Raw genomic sequence first — 16,051 nt, 5'->3', positions numbered from 1 at the left:
GGGGGGGAGAGGGGGAAAGCGCGCGGGTGGGGAAGGGGATGCCCCGTCCCGCCACCGGCTCCGTCACGCTGGTCGGCGCCGGGCCGGGCGATCCGGATCTGCTGACCGTCGCGGCGGTCAAGGCGCTGGCGGCGGCCGACGTCGTGCTCTACGACCACCTCGTCAGCGACGGCATTCTCGACCTCGCCCACCCGAAGGCGGAGCGGATCTGCGTCGGCAAGCGGTCCGGCCGACACTCCCTGCCGCAGGACGAGATCAACGCGCTGATCGGCGCGCAGGCGCTGATGGGCCGCCGCGTCGTCCGGCTGAAGGGCGGCGACCCGATGATCTTCGGCCGGGCCGGCGAGGAGATCGACCATCTCGACGGCCTCGGCATCCCGGTCCGCGTCGTCCCCGGCATCACCGCCGCGCTGGGCTGCGCCGCCTCGACCGGGCTGTCGCTGACCAGGCGCGGCGTCGCGCGGGCCGTCACCTTCGTCACCGCCCATGGACGGGACGGCGAGCGGTTCGAACCGGACTGGGCGCGGCTGGCCGACCCGAACGGCACGCTGGCGATCTACATGGGGCGCGAGCAGGCCCGCGCGGTCGGGCAGGGGCTGACCGGGGCCGGCCTGCCGCCCGACACCCCGGTGCTGGCGGTGGAGAACGGCTGCCGCCCCGACGAGCGCCAACACCGGACCACGCTCGGCGCCATGGCGGCGGACGGTGTCGCCGCCGGGAGGGGGCCGACGCTGCTGCTGGTCGGCGAGGCGCTACGCCCGCGCGGCGCTGGCACCGTGGGCGTGGGCGTGGGGGCGGCGCACGCCGTTGATACTCTCGGCGCGGGCGGCGACGTCGGCTAGCGGCTCGACCACCACCGACATGGTGAAGACGGTGGCGTGCAGCAGCCGCGTCCCGTCCAGCATGATCCCGACATGGCCGGGGAAGAAGACGATGTCGCCGCGCTCGTAGGCGACGTCCCGGCCATCGTCGGAGATCCAGGCGCCGAGCCGCCCGTCCTGGCGCTGCTTGCCGCTGCTGTGGTGCGACACCACCCCGGCGGCGGCCATCGCGGTCAGCACCAGCCCGGAGCAGTCGATCCCGAAGGCGCTGCGCCCGCCCCAGACGTAAGGGGTCTCCAGGAAGCGCAGCGCGGTGGCGACGTGGTCGGCGACGGGGGGAGCCTCCACCGGCTCCAGTCCCTTGCCGAACAGCCACAGCCCGTCGCCGACGCCGACCCAGCCATTGTCGGCCCGCCCGTCCAGCGTCACCAGCGACCCGACGCTGAGCGGCGCCAGCGGCGGCGCCTTGTGGGTCGGCGCCGGGTGCAGGTCGGCGCGCAGGGCGCGGACCCGGTGGGTCGGCGTTACCGGATCTGCGTGCGGCGTGCCGGGCGGCAACCAGCCGACATGGCCGTCGAAGCGGTTCGCCACCCGCAGCCAGCCCTCCCACTCCTCCAGCACGTCGAAGCGCTCGCCGAGGATCATCTCGCTGGTCTGGGGAACGCCGTCGCGCGGTTCCTCCAGCAGGACGGCGTGCGGGGCGGTGAGCTGGCGGGTCTGGGCGGTCTGGGTCATGGCCGGTGCCGTGGTTGCCGAACGGATGGCTGAAACCATAACCCGCCCGCCGGGCCGGCGCGACGGGGAAACCATGATCCGGCGATTCGTCGGCAGTTCCGTCATTTCGACGGAAATCGGCCGGCGATCCGGCGCTTTGCCCGCTGTCGCCCGGCGTGCCTGCCGGCCACCTTTGGAGTGCGGCGTCACCGTCGCCAACCAGGGAACAGGGAAGGGCACAAGCCATGGGCACGATGAAGGTTCTGGTTCTGGGCGCCGGCAAGATCGGCTCGATGATCGCCACGCTGCTGACGCAGACCGGCAACGGCGCCAGCGATTTCGCCGTCACCGTCGGCGACCGCGACGAAGGGCTGCTGGCCCGCGCCGAGCGGTCCGGGTTTCGAATTCAGCGCGTCGATGTCGAGGACGACGCCTCGCTGCGCGCCGCCGTCGCCGGGCAGCAGGCGGTGGTCAGCGCCTGTCCCTTCAGCCTGACCCCGCGCATCGCCGCCGCCGCCGTTGCCGCCGGCGCCCATTACCTCGACCTCACCGAGGACGTCGCCGCTACCCGCGCCGTCAAGGCGCTGGCCGAGACCGCCGGCAGCGCGCTGATTCCGCAATGCGGGCTGGCGCCGGGCTTCATCTCGGTCGTCGGCCACGACCTCGCCCGCCGCTTCGACGAGCTGCACAACCTGCATCTGCGGGTCGGCGCCTTGCCGCAATACCCGACCAACGCCCTGAAATACAATCTGACCTGGAGCACCGACGGGCTGATCAACGAATACTGCAACCCGTGCGAGGCGATCGTCGACGGCGTCCCGCGCGAGGTGATGCCGCTGGAGGGCGACGAGCGCTTCGCCCTGGACGGAGTCGATTACGAGGCGTTCAACACCTCGGGCGGGTTGGGCTCGCTGTGCGCGACGCTGGCCGGCAAGGTGCGCAACCTCGACTACAAGACGGTGCGCTACCCCGGCCACCGCGACATCGTCCGCCTGCTGATCCGCGACCTGCGGCTGGGCGAGCGGCGCCATCTGCTGAAGGACGTTCTGGAGACGGCGGTCCCGCTGACGTTGCAGGACGTCGTGTTGGTCGTCGCCACCGCCACCGGGATGCAGGAGGGCGAGCTGCGGCAGGAGACCTTCGTGACCAAGATCTACAGCAAGGTGATCCCGGGTCCCATGGGCGGCGGCCAGACCTGGAGCGCCATCCAGGTGACCACCGCCGCCGGCATCTGCGCGATCCTCGACCTGCTGCGCGAGGGCTCGATCCCGCAGGCCGGCTTCGTCCGGCAGGAACAGGTGCCGCTCGCCCTGTTCCTCGCCAACCGCTTCGGGCGTTACTACGCCGCCTGAGGATTCAGGCGGCTCGGGGGCGGCGGATCAGCCGGACCGAGGCGAAGCCGAGCAGGGCGGTCAGCACCCCCACGCCCAGGAACAGCGGCGGGAAGCCGGTGTGGTCGGCGACGGCGCCGTACAGCACCGGCCCGATGCCCTGCCCGAGGAAGAAGGAGGAGGCGAACAGCGCCAGCGCCGAGCCGCGCGCGGTCGGCGCCAGCTCCGTCGCCTGGGTCTGCATGGTGTTGTGCAGCATGTAGAATCCGAAGCCGGCGACCAGGAAGGCGGCGCTGACCACCGGCCAGGGCACCGGGAAGGCGATGACCAGATAGGCCAGCCCGGCGAGCAGCCCGCCGGCCTGCATCATCCCCCATTGCCCGAGCGAGGCGATCAGCCGCCGCACCACCGCGCTGTAGGCGACTCCGCCGATGGCGAAGGCGGCGATGGTCAGCCCGGCCTCGAAGGCGCCGGACGCGCCGTGCGCCATCAGGACCGGGGCGACGAAGGGGAAGATGCCGAAGATCAGCAGCCCCTCGCCGGCCACGGTGGCGAAGACGAACAGCGAGGCCGGGTTGGTCAGCACGGTGGCGTAGCGCCGCCGCGCGTCGGCGACGGACAGCGGCGAGCGGGCCTCCACCTCGCCGCGCAGGCCGACCAGGGCGGCGGCGCAGATCAGCGCGGTCAGCCCGGCGGCAAGCCCGAAGACGGCGCGCCAGCCATACGCCTCGGCCATGATTCCGGCCACCACCGAGCCGGACATCTGGCCGAGGATGACCGCCAGCAGGAAGCGGCTGATGGCGATCTGGCGCTCCCCGTAGGCGACGCGGTCGCCGATCAGCGCCATCGAGGCCGGGATGATGCCGCCGGCGAACGCCCCGGCCAGGATGCGCCCGGCCATCACCGTGCCGTAGGAGGGCGCGATGGCCGACAGCGCCAGCCCGACGGTCAGCACCATCAGCGCCAGCCGGATCAGCCGGGACTTGCCGATGGCGTCGCCGACCGGCCCCAGCACGATCTGCATCAGCGCGTAGGGCAGCGTGTAGGCCGAGGCCAGCAGCGCCGCCTGCCGCACCGACACGTCGAGGTCGGCGGCGATGATCGTCAGCATGGGATCGGTGGTGCGCAGGGAGAAGGCGCTCGCGAAACCGGCGAGGCCGAGAAGGAGGATCAGGCGCATGGCGTGGCGGCGGCTCGGCGGTGAAGGGTTGCGGTGAACGGTTAAGGGCCTGAAGCTTAACCGCGAAGCCGGGCGCCATGGCGTTGGGGGTTGGGCGTGGCTGTCATGCGCCGGTTGCGGGGGGCACCCGGCTCGCCGCCTTGCGGATGGCGCCGCGTCAAGCGATTCCAAGAAAAACCAGCATCGCCGTTCCGATGGCCGCCATGTTCCTGTCCGTCAGCACGCCGATGCGCTTGCCCAGGTTAGCGCGCCGCGTGGTGACGATCTTGTCGACCTCCACCCACGAGGCTTCCCGCAGGCCGTTTTCCGAGGCGGGCTCGATCTTCGGTCGCAGGAGCGGTGCGTCGGCGTCCTCACCCGTGAGCAGGCAGACGGTGATCGAAGTCGTGGCGTCGAAGAGATCGCTCTGCACGATCACGCAGGGACGCGGCTTGCCGGAATACGGGCCGCCACCGCCAGCGACCGTCCAAATCTCTCCCCGCTTCATTCGTCGTCGAGGATCGAGATGGAATCAATGAACGCCTGGTCCTCGGCCTCACCGTGGGACGCGGCGACGTTGAGGGATTGCCGATGGGCCTCCGCCACGAATTTTCCGTTGCGGGTGTCCGGAACCCAGAATTGGACCGGGCGGAGCCCCTGTGCCCGAAGCCGGTTGCGGTGCGCAGACACCTTGGCGTTCGACGTGGTGGCGTTCGACGTGGTGGCGCTCGACTTGGCGCCCGATGTTCGGCGACCGGTCATCCACCGTTCCCTCCGCTGGTTTCATGTAACCTAGTGATCCGATGCGGCGGCGGCAACGGGAACGTGCAGGGACTGGGCGAGCCCCTGCAACGTTTTTCCCCGAAAGAAGGGTCAGGCCAGCGCCGTGTCCGGCTGTCCCGTCCGCACCGGCAGGCTGCGGATCGGCGAGAAGCCGGTCGGGTACATGATCCGGTTCTCCATGGTCATGATCATCGGCCGGATCTTTGCCAGGCAGCCCAGCCATTGCGCGTTCGTCGCCAACTCCGCCCGGCGCGCCCGTCGGTCCTCCAGGTCGGCGTAGGCCCAGAGATGGACGAGCTGGTTCTGGGTGCCGAACTCGGTGACGAAATAGCCGAGGAAGCCGCCGAGGATCGGCTTCTGCGCCGGCAGCCCCTCCGTCTCGTAGATGCGCAGGTAGTCGGCGAGGCTGACGCCGGTGTGCAGGACATAGGTGCGTTCTTCGACGACCAACGGAACCTCCGTCGAATGGGGATGGTCAGGTGCGGGGGACGAGCGGGCAGGCGGGGTCGAGCGGCTTCCACGCCTCCTCGACCGGGATCGTTCCGGCCAGCTTGTAATAGTCCCAGCGCCCCTTCGATTCCTGCGGAGTCTTCACCTGGAACAGGTACATCGGGTGCAGCTTGCGCCCGTCGACGCGGACCGAGCCCTGGCCGTAGGCGTCGTCGTCGGTCGGCAGCTCCTTCATCTTGGCGACGACCGCGCGGCCGTCGCCGTCGCTGCCCAGCGCCTTGACCGCCTTCAGGTAATGCGTGACCTGCGAATAGACCGACGCCTGATAGGCGGTCGGCATCTTGCCGTGGCGCTCGAAGAAGCGGTTGGAGAATTTGCGGGTGCGGTCGTTCAGGTCCCAGTAGAAGGGCACGCTTAGCAGGGTTCCCTGCGCCGCCTCCAGCCCCAGCCCGTCGATGTCGGTCAGATAGACGGTCAGGCCGGCGAAGCGCTGGCCGCCGTCGAGGATGCCGAACTCCTTGCCCTGCTTGACCGTGTTGGTGAAGTCGGCGGTGGCGTTGGCCAGCCCGATCACCTTGGCCCCCGATCCCTGCGCCTGCAACAGATAGGAGGCGAAGTCGGCCGTGTTCAGCGGCGCCCGCACCGAGCCGACCACCGTGCCGCCCGACTGCTTCACGATGTCGCCGGCCTGCTTCTCCATGTCATGGCCGAAGGCGTAGTCCGACGTGATGAAGAACCAGGAGGTCCCCCCCTGCTTGACCACCGCGCGGGCGGTGGCGTTGGCCAGCGCGTAGTTGTCGAAGGCCCAGTGGACGTGGTTGGGCGTGCAGGAATCGCCGGTCAGCCGGTTGGTGTTGGAGCCGGAGACGATGGCGACCTTGTTCTTCTGCTTGGCGATGTCGACCACCGCCAGCGCCACCGAGGAGTTGGCGATCTCCGCGATCATGTCGACGCCCTGGGCGTCGTACCATTGCCGGGCGATGGCGGAGCCGACGTCGGCCTTGTTCTGGTTGTCGGCGGCGACGACCTCGATGGGCGTGTCGCCGATCCTGCCGCCGAAATCCTCCACCGCCATGCGGGCGGCGGCGATCGAGCCGTGGCCCATGATGTCCACGTAGAGGCCCGACTGGTCGTTGAGGACGCCGATGCGGACGACGTTGTCGGTGAAGGCGGCCAAGGCCGGGCCGCCGGCCAGCAGGGTCAGGCCGAGGGCGGTCGTTCCCAGGGCCAGCGCCGAGTTGCGGGTGTTCATGCTTTCCCTCCCTTGGGATGAACGCGCTTGGTGCGGTCGCGCGTTCGTTGTGTGGGGCGCCCGCAGGCTGCCGCGGCTTGGCGGATCGTCGATCGGGAGCGGCGCCGGTTCGACCCGTCCCCTCCCGCTGCGCCCGCCTTGCGTCTCTCGCCGCATATTGACAGCATACGTATTATCAGTGTACATCATGATTGTGAACTGTCAACAATATGGCGTCTGAAGTTTTGCCGGCCCGGCCGGACCCGCCGCGGGACCCGCCGCGGGACAGGGCGCTCCGCCGCCGGGCCACGCTTCCGTCGCCATCACCGCAAACACGGGGTTAGGGACATGTCGCCAGAGCAGAATTATCCGGCGGTTCGTTTCGTCGTCCAATATGGCCTTTGGCTGGCCGTCGTCGCCGGGCTGGCGCCGCTGTTCGTCGCCGTGGTCGCCCTGCTGTCCGGCTGGGGCGGCGGCGCCGCCCTGGTGCTGGCGCTGAGCGCGCCGCTGCTGTTCCTGGTGATGAAGGCCTTCGCCGAGTTGGTCGCCATCATCTCCGACATGCTGCTGCCGAAATAGCCGCCGCACGGCGGGCACGGGAACAATCGCTCAAGCAATCGCCCAAAAACAAATCCCTGGGAGGGAACGAGGATGAAAGCCGATCTGAGCGCCGACTTGATCGTCGTCGGCGGCGGCATCGCCGGGCTGGTCACGGCCAACCGCGCCGCCGAGCTGGGCCTGAAGGTGCTGGTGCTGGAGAAGGGCACGGACGACCGCTATCTGTGCAACTCGCGCTTCACCGGCGGCGCCTTCCACATCGGCATGCGCAGCCTGCACCGCCCGGTGGAGGAGGTGAAGGCGACCATCCGCGATGAGACCGGCAACTTCGTCGCCGAGCCGCTGGTGACGATGATCGCCACCGAGGCGCCGCGCGCCGTCGACTGGCTGCGCAAGCAGGGAATCCGCTTCCTGAAGGCCGGCCCGCGCGACTGGCAGGACACCGTGCTGGCCCCGCCGGCCCTGCCGCAGCCGGGCCTGAACTGGGAGGGGCGGGGCGGCGACACGCTGCTGCGCACGCTGGGCGCCAACCTGGAGAAGCGCGGCGGCAGCCTTCAGCGCGGCGTCCGCGTCCGCGAGCTGATGGTGGAGAACGGCCGTGTCGTCGGGCTGCGCGCCGAGCGCGACGGCGGAAGCGTCCATTATCAGGCGGCGGGCGTGGTCATCGCCGACGGCGGTTTCCAGGGCGACCCGGAGCTGGTGCGCGAGCATGTCTCCCCGGCGCCCGACGGCGTGCGCCAGCGCGGGGCCGGCACCGGCGGCGGCGACGGGCTGCGCATGGCGGTGCGGGCCGGGGCGGCGACGCTCGGCACGCCCTATGTGTACGGCCACATCCTCTGCCAGGACGCGCTGCGCAACGACAGGCTCTGGCCCTACCCGTGGCTCGACGAGATCGTCATGGCCGGCGTCGTGGTGAACGGCGACGGCGAGCGCTTCGTCGACGAGGGGCGGGGCGGCGTCTACGTCACCAACAGGATCGCCAAGCTCGCCGACCCGCTGAGCGCCACCGTGATCTTCGACCGCCCGATCTGGGACGGGCCGGCCACCGAATCGATCATCCCGGCCAACCCGCACCTGCCGCGCGTCGGCGGCACGGTGGTCCAGGCCGACACGCTGGAGGGGCTGGCGGGCCAGCTCGGGATTCCCCCCGACCGGCTGGCGGCGACGGTCGCCGCCTACAACGCCGCCGTGGACGGGGGCCGCACGGAGGATCTGGCTCCGCCGCGCGGCACCGGCCGGGCGCGGCCCTTCCCGATCCGCACCGGCCCCTTCCAGGCGATCCGGCTGGTCGCCGGCATGACCTACACGATGGGTGGCATCGCCATCGACGACCACAGCCGGGTCACGCGCGCCGACGGCAGCCCGATCGACGGGCTGTTCGCGGCGGGAGCGACCACCGGCGGGCTGGAGGGCGGCGACGCCATCGGCTATGTCGGCGGCCTGACCAAGTCGGCGGTCACCGGCCTGCGCGCCGCCGAGGCCGCCGCCCGCGCCCTCGGCCGCGAGGTCACCGCCCGGTGAGCGCCGTCGCGCAAGAGGGCGTCCCCCGCATCGCCTCGCCGCTCGCCCTGCGGGCGGTGACGCTGCGCAACCCCATCGTCATCTCGCCGATGTGCCAATATTCCGCCGTCGATGGCGTGGCCGGGGAATGGCACCGGGTCCATCTCGGCCGCTTCGCCATGGGCGGGGCCGGGCTGGTCTTCGTCGAGGCGACGGCGGTGACCGAGCAGGGCCGCATCACGCCGGGCGACCTCGGCCTGTGGGACGACCGCCAGATCCCCGGCCTGCGCGCCATCGCGACGATGCTGGCGGAGTTCGGCGCGGTGCCCGGCATCCAGCTCGGCCACGCCGGGCGCAAGGCGGCCAGCCAGCGCCCCTGGCAGGGGCACGGGCCGCTTGGGCCCGACGACGCCGCGCGCGGCGAGCCGCCCTGGCCGGTGGTGGCGCCGAGCCCGCTCCCCGTCGCCGAGGGCTGGCCGACGCCCCGCGAACTCGACCGCGACGACCTCGCGGCGCTGGTCGAGGCGTGGCGGGCGGCGGCGCTGCGGGCGCTCGACGCCGGTTTCGCGGTGGCGGAGCTGCATTGCGCCCACGGCTATCTGCTGCACCAGTTCCTGTCGCCGCTGAGCAACCGGCGGACCGACGGCTATGGCGGCGACTTCGAGGGGCGCTGCCGCTTTCCGCTGGAGGTGGCGGCGGCGGTGCGCGCGGCGTGGCCGGCGGACAGGCCGCTGTTCGTCCGCATCTCGGCGACCGACTGGATCGAGGGCGGCTGGACGCTGGAGGACAGCGTCGCCTTCTCCCGAGCGCTGGCCGGGATCGGCGTCGACGTCGTCGACTGCTCGTCGGGTGGGATGGTGGGGGTGTCGGCGACGGCCGCCGCCGTGCCGCGCCACCCCGGATTCCAGGTGCCCTTCGCCGGGACGATCCGGCGCGAGGCGGGCGTGGCGACGATGGCGGTCGGGCTGATCCTGGATGGGGCGCAGGCGGAGGCGATCCTGCGCGACGGGCAGGCCGACCTCGTCGCCGTCGGGCGCGAGGCGCTGGCCGACCCGAACTGGCCGCTGCGCGCCCGTCAGCAACTGACCGGCGAGGGCGATTTCACCGGCTGGCCCGAGCAGGCCGGCTGGTGGCTGAGCCGCCGGGCGCGGACGCTCGACCGCAAGGCGGGCTGACCGGGGTTATCGACCGGACCGACGAGTTCGCCGCCGGCCGCGCGCACCCCGCGCGCCGGACGGCACCCCCATGGGAGAAGACGTGACATGACCAGCACCACGGACACCCGCGACCGGACCGTCCGGGAAGAGACCGACATCGTTGTCGTGGGCGGCGGCGGCTCCGGCCTGACCGCCGCCATCTTCGCCCGCCAGGAGGGCGCGAAGGTCGTCCTTCTGGAAAAGCACACGGAGCTGCGCGGCAGCACCGGCCTGTCGATCGGCTCGATCACATCGACCGGCACCTGGCACCAGCGCCGCGCCGGCATCAAGGACGACACCCAGGCGCATTTCGAGGACATGGCGAAATTCGCCGGCGAACTGGCGGCCAAGGACAACGAGGAGCTGCGCCGCATCCTGGTCGAGAACGTCCCGGACAGCGTGGCGTGGCTGATGTCGCTGGGCGTCACCTTCCACGGGCCGATGCCCGAGCCGCCGCACCGCCAGCCGCGCATGCACAATGTGCTCCCCAACTCGCGCGCCTACATCTATTTCGTGTCGCGCGAGGCGCGCCGGGTCGGGGTGGATGCGCGGGTCGGCGCCGCCGTCGAGCGGCTGCTGGTCGAGGACGGCCGTGTCGTCGGCGTCGCCGCCCGCATCGGCGGGGTGCCGCATGAGCTGCGGGCGCGCCGCGCGGTGATCCTGGCGACCGGCGACTATTCCTCCAGCCCCGACTGGAAGCGCCGCTTCAACCCGGCGGTGGCCGCGGTGGACGGGGTGAACACCACGAACGTCGGCGACGGCCACCGCTTCGGCGAGGAACTCGGGGCCGAGGTGCGGTTCGGCGAGATCGTCTATGGTCCCAACCTGCGCTTCATGCCGCCGGCCAAGCCCAGCGTGCTGCTGCGCCTGCCGCCGCACCGCTGGCTGACCGGGGCGATGCGCGTCGCCCTGGAACGGCTGCCGGCCTGGATGCTGCGGCCCTTCATCCTGTCCTTCGTGACGACCTACCTCAGTCCGGAGCCGAGCCTGTTCCGCGAGGGCGCCATCCTGGTCAACAAGCGCGGCGAGCGTTTCACCGACGAACTCGGCACGCCCAACTACGCGCTGGCCGACCAGCCCGACAAGGTCGGCTACATCGTGTTCGACGACAGCGTGGCCCGCAAGTTCCGCGCCTGGCCCTATTTCATCTCGACCGCGCCCGGCGTCGCCTACGCCTATCTCGGCGACTACAAGCGGACGCGGCCGGATCTCTACCACAGCGGCGCCACGGTCGGGGATCTGGCCGCCTCGATGGGGGTGCCGGTCCAGGCGCTGCGCGGGGCGGTGGAGGCCCACAACGCCGCGCCGGGCGGGCGGCCGCCGTTGGGCAAGGGGCCGTACCACGCGCTGGGGCCGGTCAAGAGCTGGATCATCCTGACCGACGGCGGGCTGACGGTGAACCGCGACCATCAGGTGACGCGCGCCGACGGCGGGGTGATTCCGGGGCTCTACGCGGTGGGTTCGGTCGGGCAGGGCGGGCTGCTGCTGGAGGGGCACGGCCATCATCTCGCCTGGGCCTTCACCTCCGGCCGGCTGGCCGGCCGCCACGCCGCCACGGCGGCGCCCGCGACGGCGGCGCGACCCGTGGAGGCCGTGACGTAGGGCAGGGGGCCGACCGCGCCGGCGGAATGCCGGCGGGGATCGGCGAGGATCGGGGCGCAGTCCCTTTGTATTCATGGGAACACAATGCGGCAGGCCCGCCCTGGGCCGGGAAACCACCCCGCGACCCACCATGCGACCCAGCTTGCGGCGGCGGATTGTCCATGGGCGGCGGCGGTCTGGTCCACAGCCGGGAAAGGTGGATATACACACGCAAATATAGCGGTTATATAGTTCTGCCATACAGCGTCGCTCACGAGGTCGGCCATGCCGGTTCGCGTCCAGCTTTCCTTTGCCGCGGCCAATGGGTCGCCGGTCGGGGCCGAGCGCATCCGGCTGCTGGAGGCGGTGGCGCGGGAGGGCAGCATCTCCGCCGCGGCGCGGGCGGCCGGCATCACCTACAAGGCCGCCTGGGACGCCGTCGACGCCATGAACAACCTGTTCGGGCGGCCCCTGGTCGACGGCCGGGCCGGTGGGCGCAAGGGCGGCGGCGCCGTGCTGACGGCCGAGGGCGCGCGGGTGGTGGCGGTCTTCCATCATCTGGAAGGCGAGATGGCGCGGGCGCTGAGCGCGATGCAGCCGGGACCGGACGGGACCGGCCTGTCGGCGGCGACACTGATGTGGGGGCTCTTCATGCGGACCAGCGCGCGCAACGCGCTCGGCGGGACGGTTGCCGCCATCGCCGACGGGACGGTGAGCGCCGAGGTGACGCTCGCCCTGTCGGACCGGGTGGCGCTGACCGCCGTCATCACCCGCGACAGCGTGCGCGATCTGGGGCTGTTCCCCGGCCGCGAGGCGACGGCGCTGATCAAGGCCTCCTTCGTCATCCTCGCGGCGGCCGACGAGGCGCGCCGCACCTCGGCGCGCAACCGCATCGAGGGCGTCGTCGCCCGCCGCGAGGACGGCGCCGTCAACAGCGAGGTGACGCTCGACATCGGCGACGGCAAGACGCTGGTCGCCCTCGTCACGCTGGCGGCGGCGAAGGAGCTCGGCCTGTCGGTCGGCGACCGGGCCTGCGCGCTGATCGACGCCTCGCACGTCATCCTGGCGGCGAACTGACGGGGGCCGCCGCGCCGGCCTGCGTCGGATGCAGGCCGACGCAACGGGGCGGGCGAAGCGGTTGAGGCCCCCCGCGACCGTTATATGGTCTGTCTTTATAACGCTATGAAATACAACGATGTTTGGCCGTTTCTCCATTGACGGGCGAGCGGGAGGGGAGCATTTTCCCTTCAGCGCCTAGGGCGAAAGGCCGGTCCCGCTATGAGGTTGGGCGGGGGTGGCGGACGGCGCCGGCGCGCAGCGAAGAAAGGGAAGCTCCCGGATGACCGAGACGACAGCGGCGCTCGAAGCGCTCCTCATGCAGCGGTCCCTGACCGACGCGCAGCTCCAGGCGGCGGCGGAGGCGGCGGCGGACTTCCGCATCCTGCCCGACGCGACGGTGCTCAAGATCGGCGGGCAGAGCGTCATCGACCGTGGCCGCGCCGCCGTCTACCCGCTGGTGGACGAGATCGTCGCCGCGCGCAGGGCGCACAAGCTGCTGATCGGCACCGGCGCCGGCACCCGCGCCCGCCACCTCTACTCGATCGCCGCCGGGCTCAACCTGCCGGCGGGCGTGCTGGCGCAGCTCGGCGCCTCGGTGGCCGACCAGAACGCCGCGATGCTGGGGCAGCTGCTCGCCAGGCACGGCATCTCCGCGGTGGAGAGCGCCGGGCTTTCGGCGGTGCCGCTCTACCTCGCCGAGGTGAACGGCGTCGTCTTCGGCGGCATGCCCCCGTACAAGCTGTGGATCCGCCCGTCCGCCGAGAGCGTGATCCCGCCCTACCGCACCGACGCCGGCTGCTTCCTGGTCGCCGAGCAGTTCGGCTGCAAGGCGATGATCTACGTGAAGGACGAGGACGGTCTCCACACCGCCAACCCGAAGACCTCCAGGGACGCCACCTTCATCCCGCGAATCTCGGTCGACGAGATGAAGGCCAGGGGATTGCAGGATTCGATCCTGGAATTCCCGGTGCTCGACCTGCTGAAGCAGGCGCGCCATGTCCGTCAGGTGCAGATCGTGAACGGCCTCGTTCCCGGCAACCTGACCCGCGCGCTCGCCGGCGAGCCGGTCGGCACCATCATCACCGCGAGCTGAGGGACCATCGCCATGCCCGACACCACCACCAGCATCAAGCATGTGGCCTCGCCGCTCGCGCGCCAGACGCTGCTCGACAGCGACCTGACCCGCCCGGTGGCCGGCGTGCGCCCGATCCGGCTGCTGCCCTGGTTGCAGGTCGTCAAGATCGGCGGCCGTTCCATCATGGACCGCGGCGCCGAGGCCATCCTTCCGGTCGTGGACGAGATCCGCCGGCTGCTGCCCGAGCACCGTCTGCTCATCCTGACCGGCGCCGGCATCCGCGCCCGCCATCTCTACGGCGTCGGGCTCGACCTCGGCCTGCCGGTCGGGTCGCTGGCGCCGCTCGCCGCCAGCGAGGCCGGGCAGAACGGCCACATCCTCGCCTCGCTGCTGGCGCCGGAAGGGGTGTCCTACGTCGAGCACCCGACCATCGCCAGCCAGCTCGCCATCCATCTGGCGGCGGCCCGCGCCGTGGTGGGCAGCGCCTTCCCGCCCTATCACCACCACGAGTTTCCGGGCTCGCGCATCCCGCCGCACCGGGCCGACGCCGGCGCCTTCCTGCTGGCCGACGCGCTCGGCGCGGCCGGGCTGACGATCGTCGAGGACGTCGACGGCGTCTGCACCGCCGACCCCAACGGCCCCGATGGGGAGACGGCGGAACTGATCCGCGAGGTGTCCGCCGCCGATCTCGCCGGCTTCGACGGCACGCTGCCGGTGGACCGCTCGCTGCCCGAGATCATGGCGAACGCCCGCCACATCGAGCGCGTGCAGATCGTCAACGGGCTGGTGCCGGGCCGGCTGACCGCCGCGCTGCGCGGCGAGCATGTCGGGACGATCGTCCGCACCGGCGCGCACCGGGGCTGAGCGGGCCCGCGAACCCCGCCGGTTCCACCGATCGGCGGGGCGGCCTGCCCCGGAATTCCCGCGCTTCCGCCGGGCGGAACCGCCGCCCTGCGCGTTTCCCTGTCGGCGTGGATGGCGGAAGCGGGGTGGACAGGCATGTTCCAGATTGCGTCGCGGGCGATGTATCTGCTGGCGGCCACGACGTTGGCGCTGTTCGCGCTGGTGTTCATCGGCGTGGCGGCGCTGACCGTGGTGGAGGGGGCGGTGTCGATGCACCCCGAGCAGCTCACCTCCGCCCTGCTGGACGGGGTGGGGCTGATCGTGCTGTCCATCGCCGTCTTCGAGATCGCCAAGTACCTCTACGAGGAGGAGATCGATCGTGACCGCGAGCTGCGCCACGCCGACGAGGCCCGCCGCACCCTGACGAAGTTCCTGACCACCATCATCGTCGCCGCCAGCCTGGAAGGGCTGGTGCTGGTGTTCGAGGCGCGGACCTCCGAGATCTCCGCCATCGTCTACCCGTCGCTGCTGCTGGCGGTGGTGGTGCTGATGGTGGTCGGGCTGGCCAGCTTCCAGTGGATCGGCCGCCGGGCCGAGAGCATCCGCATCGATCCCGCCGTCTCCGCCGCCGAGGAGGCGGACGACAGGAAGGGGACCGACGCCCGACGGCCCGGCGGATAGGCCGCCCTACTCGCCGTCCGCACCGGCGAAGACGCTTTTCAGATCGATCTGCGGTTCCGGTTTGGCCTCCAGGTCGAGCTGGCGTTCGATGGTGTCGAGATGCTCCATCATCAGGCGCACCGCCTCGCCCGTCCGCTCTCCATCCGATCCGGGACCGGCCCGACCTGGATTGGCCCCCTGCGGATTGGCCCCCTGCGGATTGGCGAGCGCGTCGATCAGCCGCCGATGATCCTCGGCCGAGCAGCTGTGCGACGAGCGCCGCTCGAAGGCGGCGATGGCAAGGCCGGAGCGGTCGATCAGGTCGCCGAGGATGCCGGCCAGCGTCGCGTTGCCGGCGAACTCCGCCAGCAGCAGGTGGAACTGCCCGGACAGGCGGATCAGCGCCTTGCGGTCGCCGGCGGCCTCCGCCGCCTCCTCGCGGGCGCGGTGCTCGTTCAGCCGCGCCAGGACGCCGGGCGGCAGCGGCCGGGCGAGGCGGTCCAGCGTCTCCATGATCGCCCGTTCGATGACCCGGCGGGCCTCGAACACCTCGCGCGCCTCCCGCGCGGTCGGCTTGGCGACGAAGGCGCCCCGGTTCGGGATCAGCGTCACCACCCGGCGCTGCGCCAGCAGCAGCAGCACCTTGCGCACCCGTTCGCGGCTGACCCCGAAGACCTGGGCGAGGCTTTCCTCCGCCAGCTTGGTGCCGGGCGGCAGCCGGCGGTCGGCGATGGCCTCGCCGATGCTCTGGACGATGCGGGCTTCGGCGCCGCTGCGGCCACGGCTGGCGCGGCGGGGCGGGGGGGCGGTCGGGGCTGTCTTCATGGCCGGATGGGGGACGGTGGCTGACGGGCGTGCATGGTCACGGGATTGTGCACAAAATGCGCCAGGATTGAACCGCAATCGGTTGGCGCCGCCGCCGGGACCGCGCCGGCCTCCCCTCTGCCCAAAAGGGCGGCAACACGCCGCGCAAGCGGTCATTGCTCCCCTTTCGGGCGTTTGAGCGCTGGCGGAAAGCCTGCCCTTCATCCCTGGCATGCATCCTGCAAATTCCGCCTTGTGCCGGATCGGCGCCTGGATTGTGCACAAG

General features: G+C 71.5%; 17 protein-coding genes. 10 read left to right on the top strand and 7 right to left on the bottom strand.

Features of this window, described 5'->3' with window-relative positions; all coding sequences use genetic code 11:
• Nucleotides 1-38: 38 nt before the first annotated feature.
• Nucleotides 39-842, top strand: a complete 804-nt coding sequence (gene cobA / locus JN22_RS06525) for a uroporphyrinogen-III C-methyltransferase (protein ID WP_085553129.1) — start codon at nucleotides 39-41, stop codon at nucleotides 840-842.
• On the opposite strand, the gene JN22_RS06520 is transcribed toward cobA, so the two are convergent.
• On the bottom strand, nucleotides 753-1,556 hold the full coding sequence (locus tag JN22_RS06520; RefSeq protein WP_085553128.1) for a C40 family peptidase: 804 nt from the start codon (nucleotides 1,554-1,556) through the stop codon (nucleotides 753-755). The genes cobA and JN22_RS06520 overlap by 90 nt on opposite strands.
• A gap of 224 nt (nucleotides 1,557-1,780) precedes the next feature.
• Between JN22_RS06520 and JN22_RS06515 the strand changes: the two genes are divergently transcribed.
• Complete coding sequence (locus JN22_RS06515; RefSeq protein ID WP_211099583.1) at nucleotides 1,781-2,887, top strand: saccharopine dehydrogenase family protein; 1,107 nt, start codon at nucleotides 1,781-1,783, stop codon at nucleotides 2,885-2,887.
• Between the two features lie 4 nt (nucleotides 2,888-2,891).
• Here the strand turns inward: JN22_RS06515 and JN22_RS06510 are convergent, their stop codons facing one another.
• The 5 genes from JN22_RS06510 to JN22_RS06490 form a co-directional block, all read right to left on the bottom strand.
• Nucleotides 2,892-4,046: an MFS transporter gene (locus tag JN22_RS06510; RefSeq protein ID WP_085553127.1), complete on the bottom strand. Its 1,155-nt coding sequence runs from the start codon at nucleotides 4,044-4,046 to the stop codon at nucleotides 2,892-2,894.
• 157 nt (nucleotides 4,047-4,203) lie between these two features.
• Nucleotides 4,204-4,533, bottom strand: coding sequence for a type II toxin-antitoxin system PemK/MazF family toxin (locus JN22_RS06505; RefSeq protein ID WP_085553126.1), 330 nt, complete (start codon nucleotides 4,531-4,533; stop codon nucleotides 4,204-4,206).
• Nucleotides 4,530-4,787, bottom strand: a complete 258-nt coding sequence (locus JN22_RS06500; RefSeq protein ID WP_085553125.1) for an antitoxin MazE family protein — start codon at nucleotides 4,785-4,787, stop codon at nucleotides 4,530-4,532. Before JN22_RS06500 ends, JN22_RS06505 begins: the two co-directional genes overlap by 4 nt.
• Nucleotides 4,788-4,898: 111 nt before the next feature.
• Entirely contained in the window at nucleotides 4,899-5,258 is a 360-nt protein-coding gene (locus JN22_RS06495; RefSeq protein ID WP_085553124.1) for an NIPSNAP family protein, read from the bottom strand.
• Between the two features lie 25 nt (nucleotides 5,259-5,283).
• Nucleotides 5,284-6,510 carry an ABC transporter substrate-binding protein gene (locus tag JN22_RS06490; RefSeq protein WP_085553123.1) on the bottom strand — a complete coding sequence of 409 codons (1,227 nt, stop codon included), beginning with the start codon at nucleotides 6,508-6,510 and terminating at the stop codon, nucleotides 5,284-5,286.
• A gap of 327 nt (nucleotides 6,511-6,837) precedes the next feature.
• Between JN22_RS06490 and JN22_RS06485 the strand changes: the two genes are divergently transcribed.
• From JN22_RS06485 to JN22_RS06450, 8 genes are all read left to right on the top strand, one after another.
• A complete protein-coding gene (locus JN22_RS06485; protein ID WP_085553122.1) occupies nucleotides 6,838-7,068 on the top strand; it encodes a hypothetical protein in 231 nt (76 codons plus the stop codon).
• A 72-nt stretch (nucleotides 7,069-7,140) separates the two neighbouring features.
• Complete coding sequence (locus JN22_RS06480; protein ID WP_085553121.1) at nucleotides 7,141-8,568, top strand: FAD-dependent oxidoreductase; 1,428 nt, start codon at nucleotides 7,141-7,143, stop codon at nucleotides 8,566-8,568.
• Nucleotides 8,565-9,722 (top strand): NADH:flavin oxidoreductase/NADH oxidase, encoded by a 1,158-nt coding sequence (locus JN22_RS06475; RefSeq protein WP_085553120.1) that lies wholly within the window; start codon nucleotides 8,565-8,567, stop codon nucleotides 9,720-9,722. Before JN22_RS06480 ends, JN22_RS06475 begins: the two co-directional genes overlap by 4 nt.
• An 87-nt stretch (nucleotides 9,723-9,809) precedes the next feature.
• Nucleotides 9,810-11,345 carry an FAD-dependent oxidoreductase gene (locus tag JN22_RS06470; RefSeq protein WP_085553119.1) on the top strand — a complete coding sequence of 512 codons (1,536 nt, stop codon included), beginning with the start codon at nucleotides 9,810-9,812 and terminating at the stop codon, nucleotides 11,343-11,345.
• Between the two features lie 264 nt (nucleotides 11,346-11,609).
• Nucleotides 11,610-12,401 (top strand): TOBE domain-containing protein, encoded by a 792-nt coding sequence (locus JN22_RS06465; RefSeq protein WP_085553118.1) that lies wholly within the window; start codon nucleotides 11,610-11,612, stop codon nucleotides 12,399-12,401.
• 262 nt (nucleotides 12,402-12,663) lie between these two features.
• Nucleotides 12,664-13,476 (top strand): amino acid kinase family protein, encoded by an 813-nt coding sequence (locus JN22_RS06460; protein ID WP_085553117.1) that lies wholly within the window; start codon nucleotides 12,664-12,666, stop codon nucleotides 13,474-13,476.
• 12 nt (nucleotides 13,477-13,488) lie between these two features.
• A complete protein-coding gene (locus JN22_RS06455) occupies nucleotides 13,489-14,322 on the top strand; it encodes an amino acid kinase family protein (RefSeq protein WP_085553116.1) in 834 nt (277 codons plus the stop codon).
• 135 nt (nucleotides 14,323-14,457) lie between these two features.
• Nucleotides 14,458-14,982 carry a hypothetical protein gene (locus JN22_RS06450; protein WP_085553115.1) on the top strand — a complete coding sequence of 175 codons (525 nt, stop codon included), beginning with the start codon at nucleotides 14,458-14,460 and terminating at the stop codon, nucleotides 14,980-14,982.
• A 6-nt stretch (nucleotides 14,983-14,988) separates the two neighbouring features.
• Here the strand turns inward: JN22_RS06450 and JN22_RS06445 are convergent, their stop codons facing one another.
• Nucleotides 14,989-15,786 carry a GntR family transcriptional regulator gene (locus tag JN22_RS06445; protein ID WP_085553114.1) on the bottom strand — a complete coding sequence of 266 codons (798 nt, stop codon included), beginning with the start codon at nucleotides 15,784-15,786 and terminating at the stop codon, nucleotides 14,989-14,991.
• Nucleotides 15,787-16,051 lie beyond the last annotated feature (265 nt).

Source organism: Azospirillum agricola, assembly GCF_020005195.1.
Lineage (GTDB): Bacteria > Pseudomonadota > Alphaproteobacteria > Azospirillales > Azospirillaceae > Azospirillum > Azospirillum agricola.
Note: the sequence above shows the minus strand (reverse complement) of the source record. Positions and strands in the feature narration are given on the sequence as shown.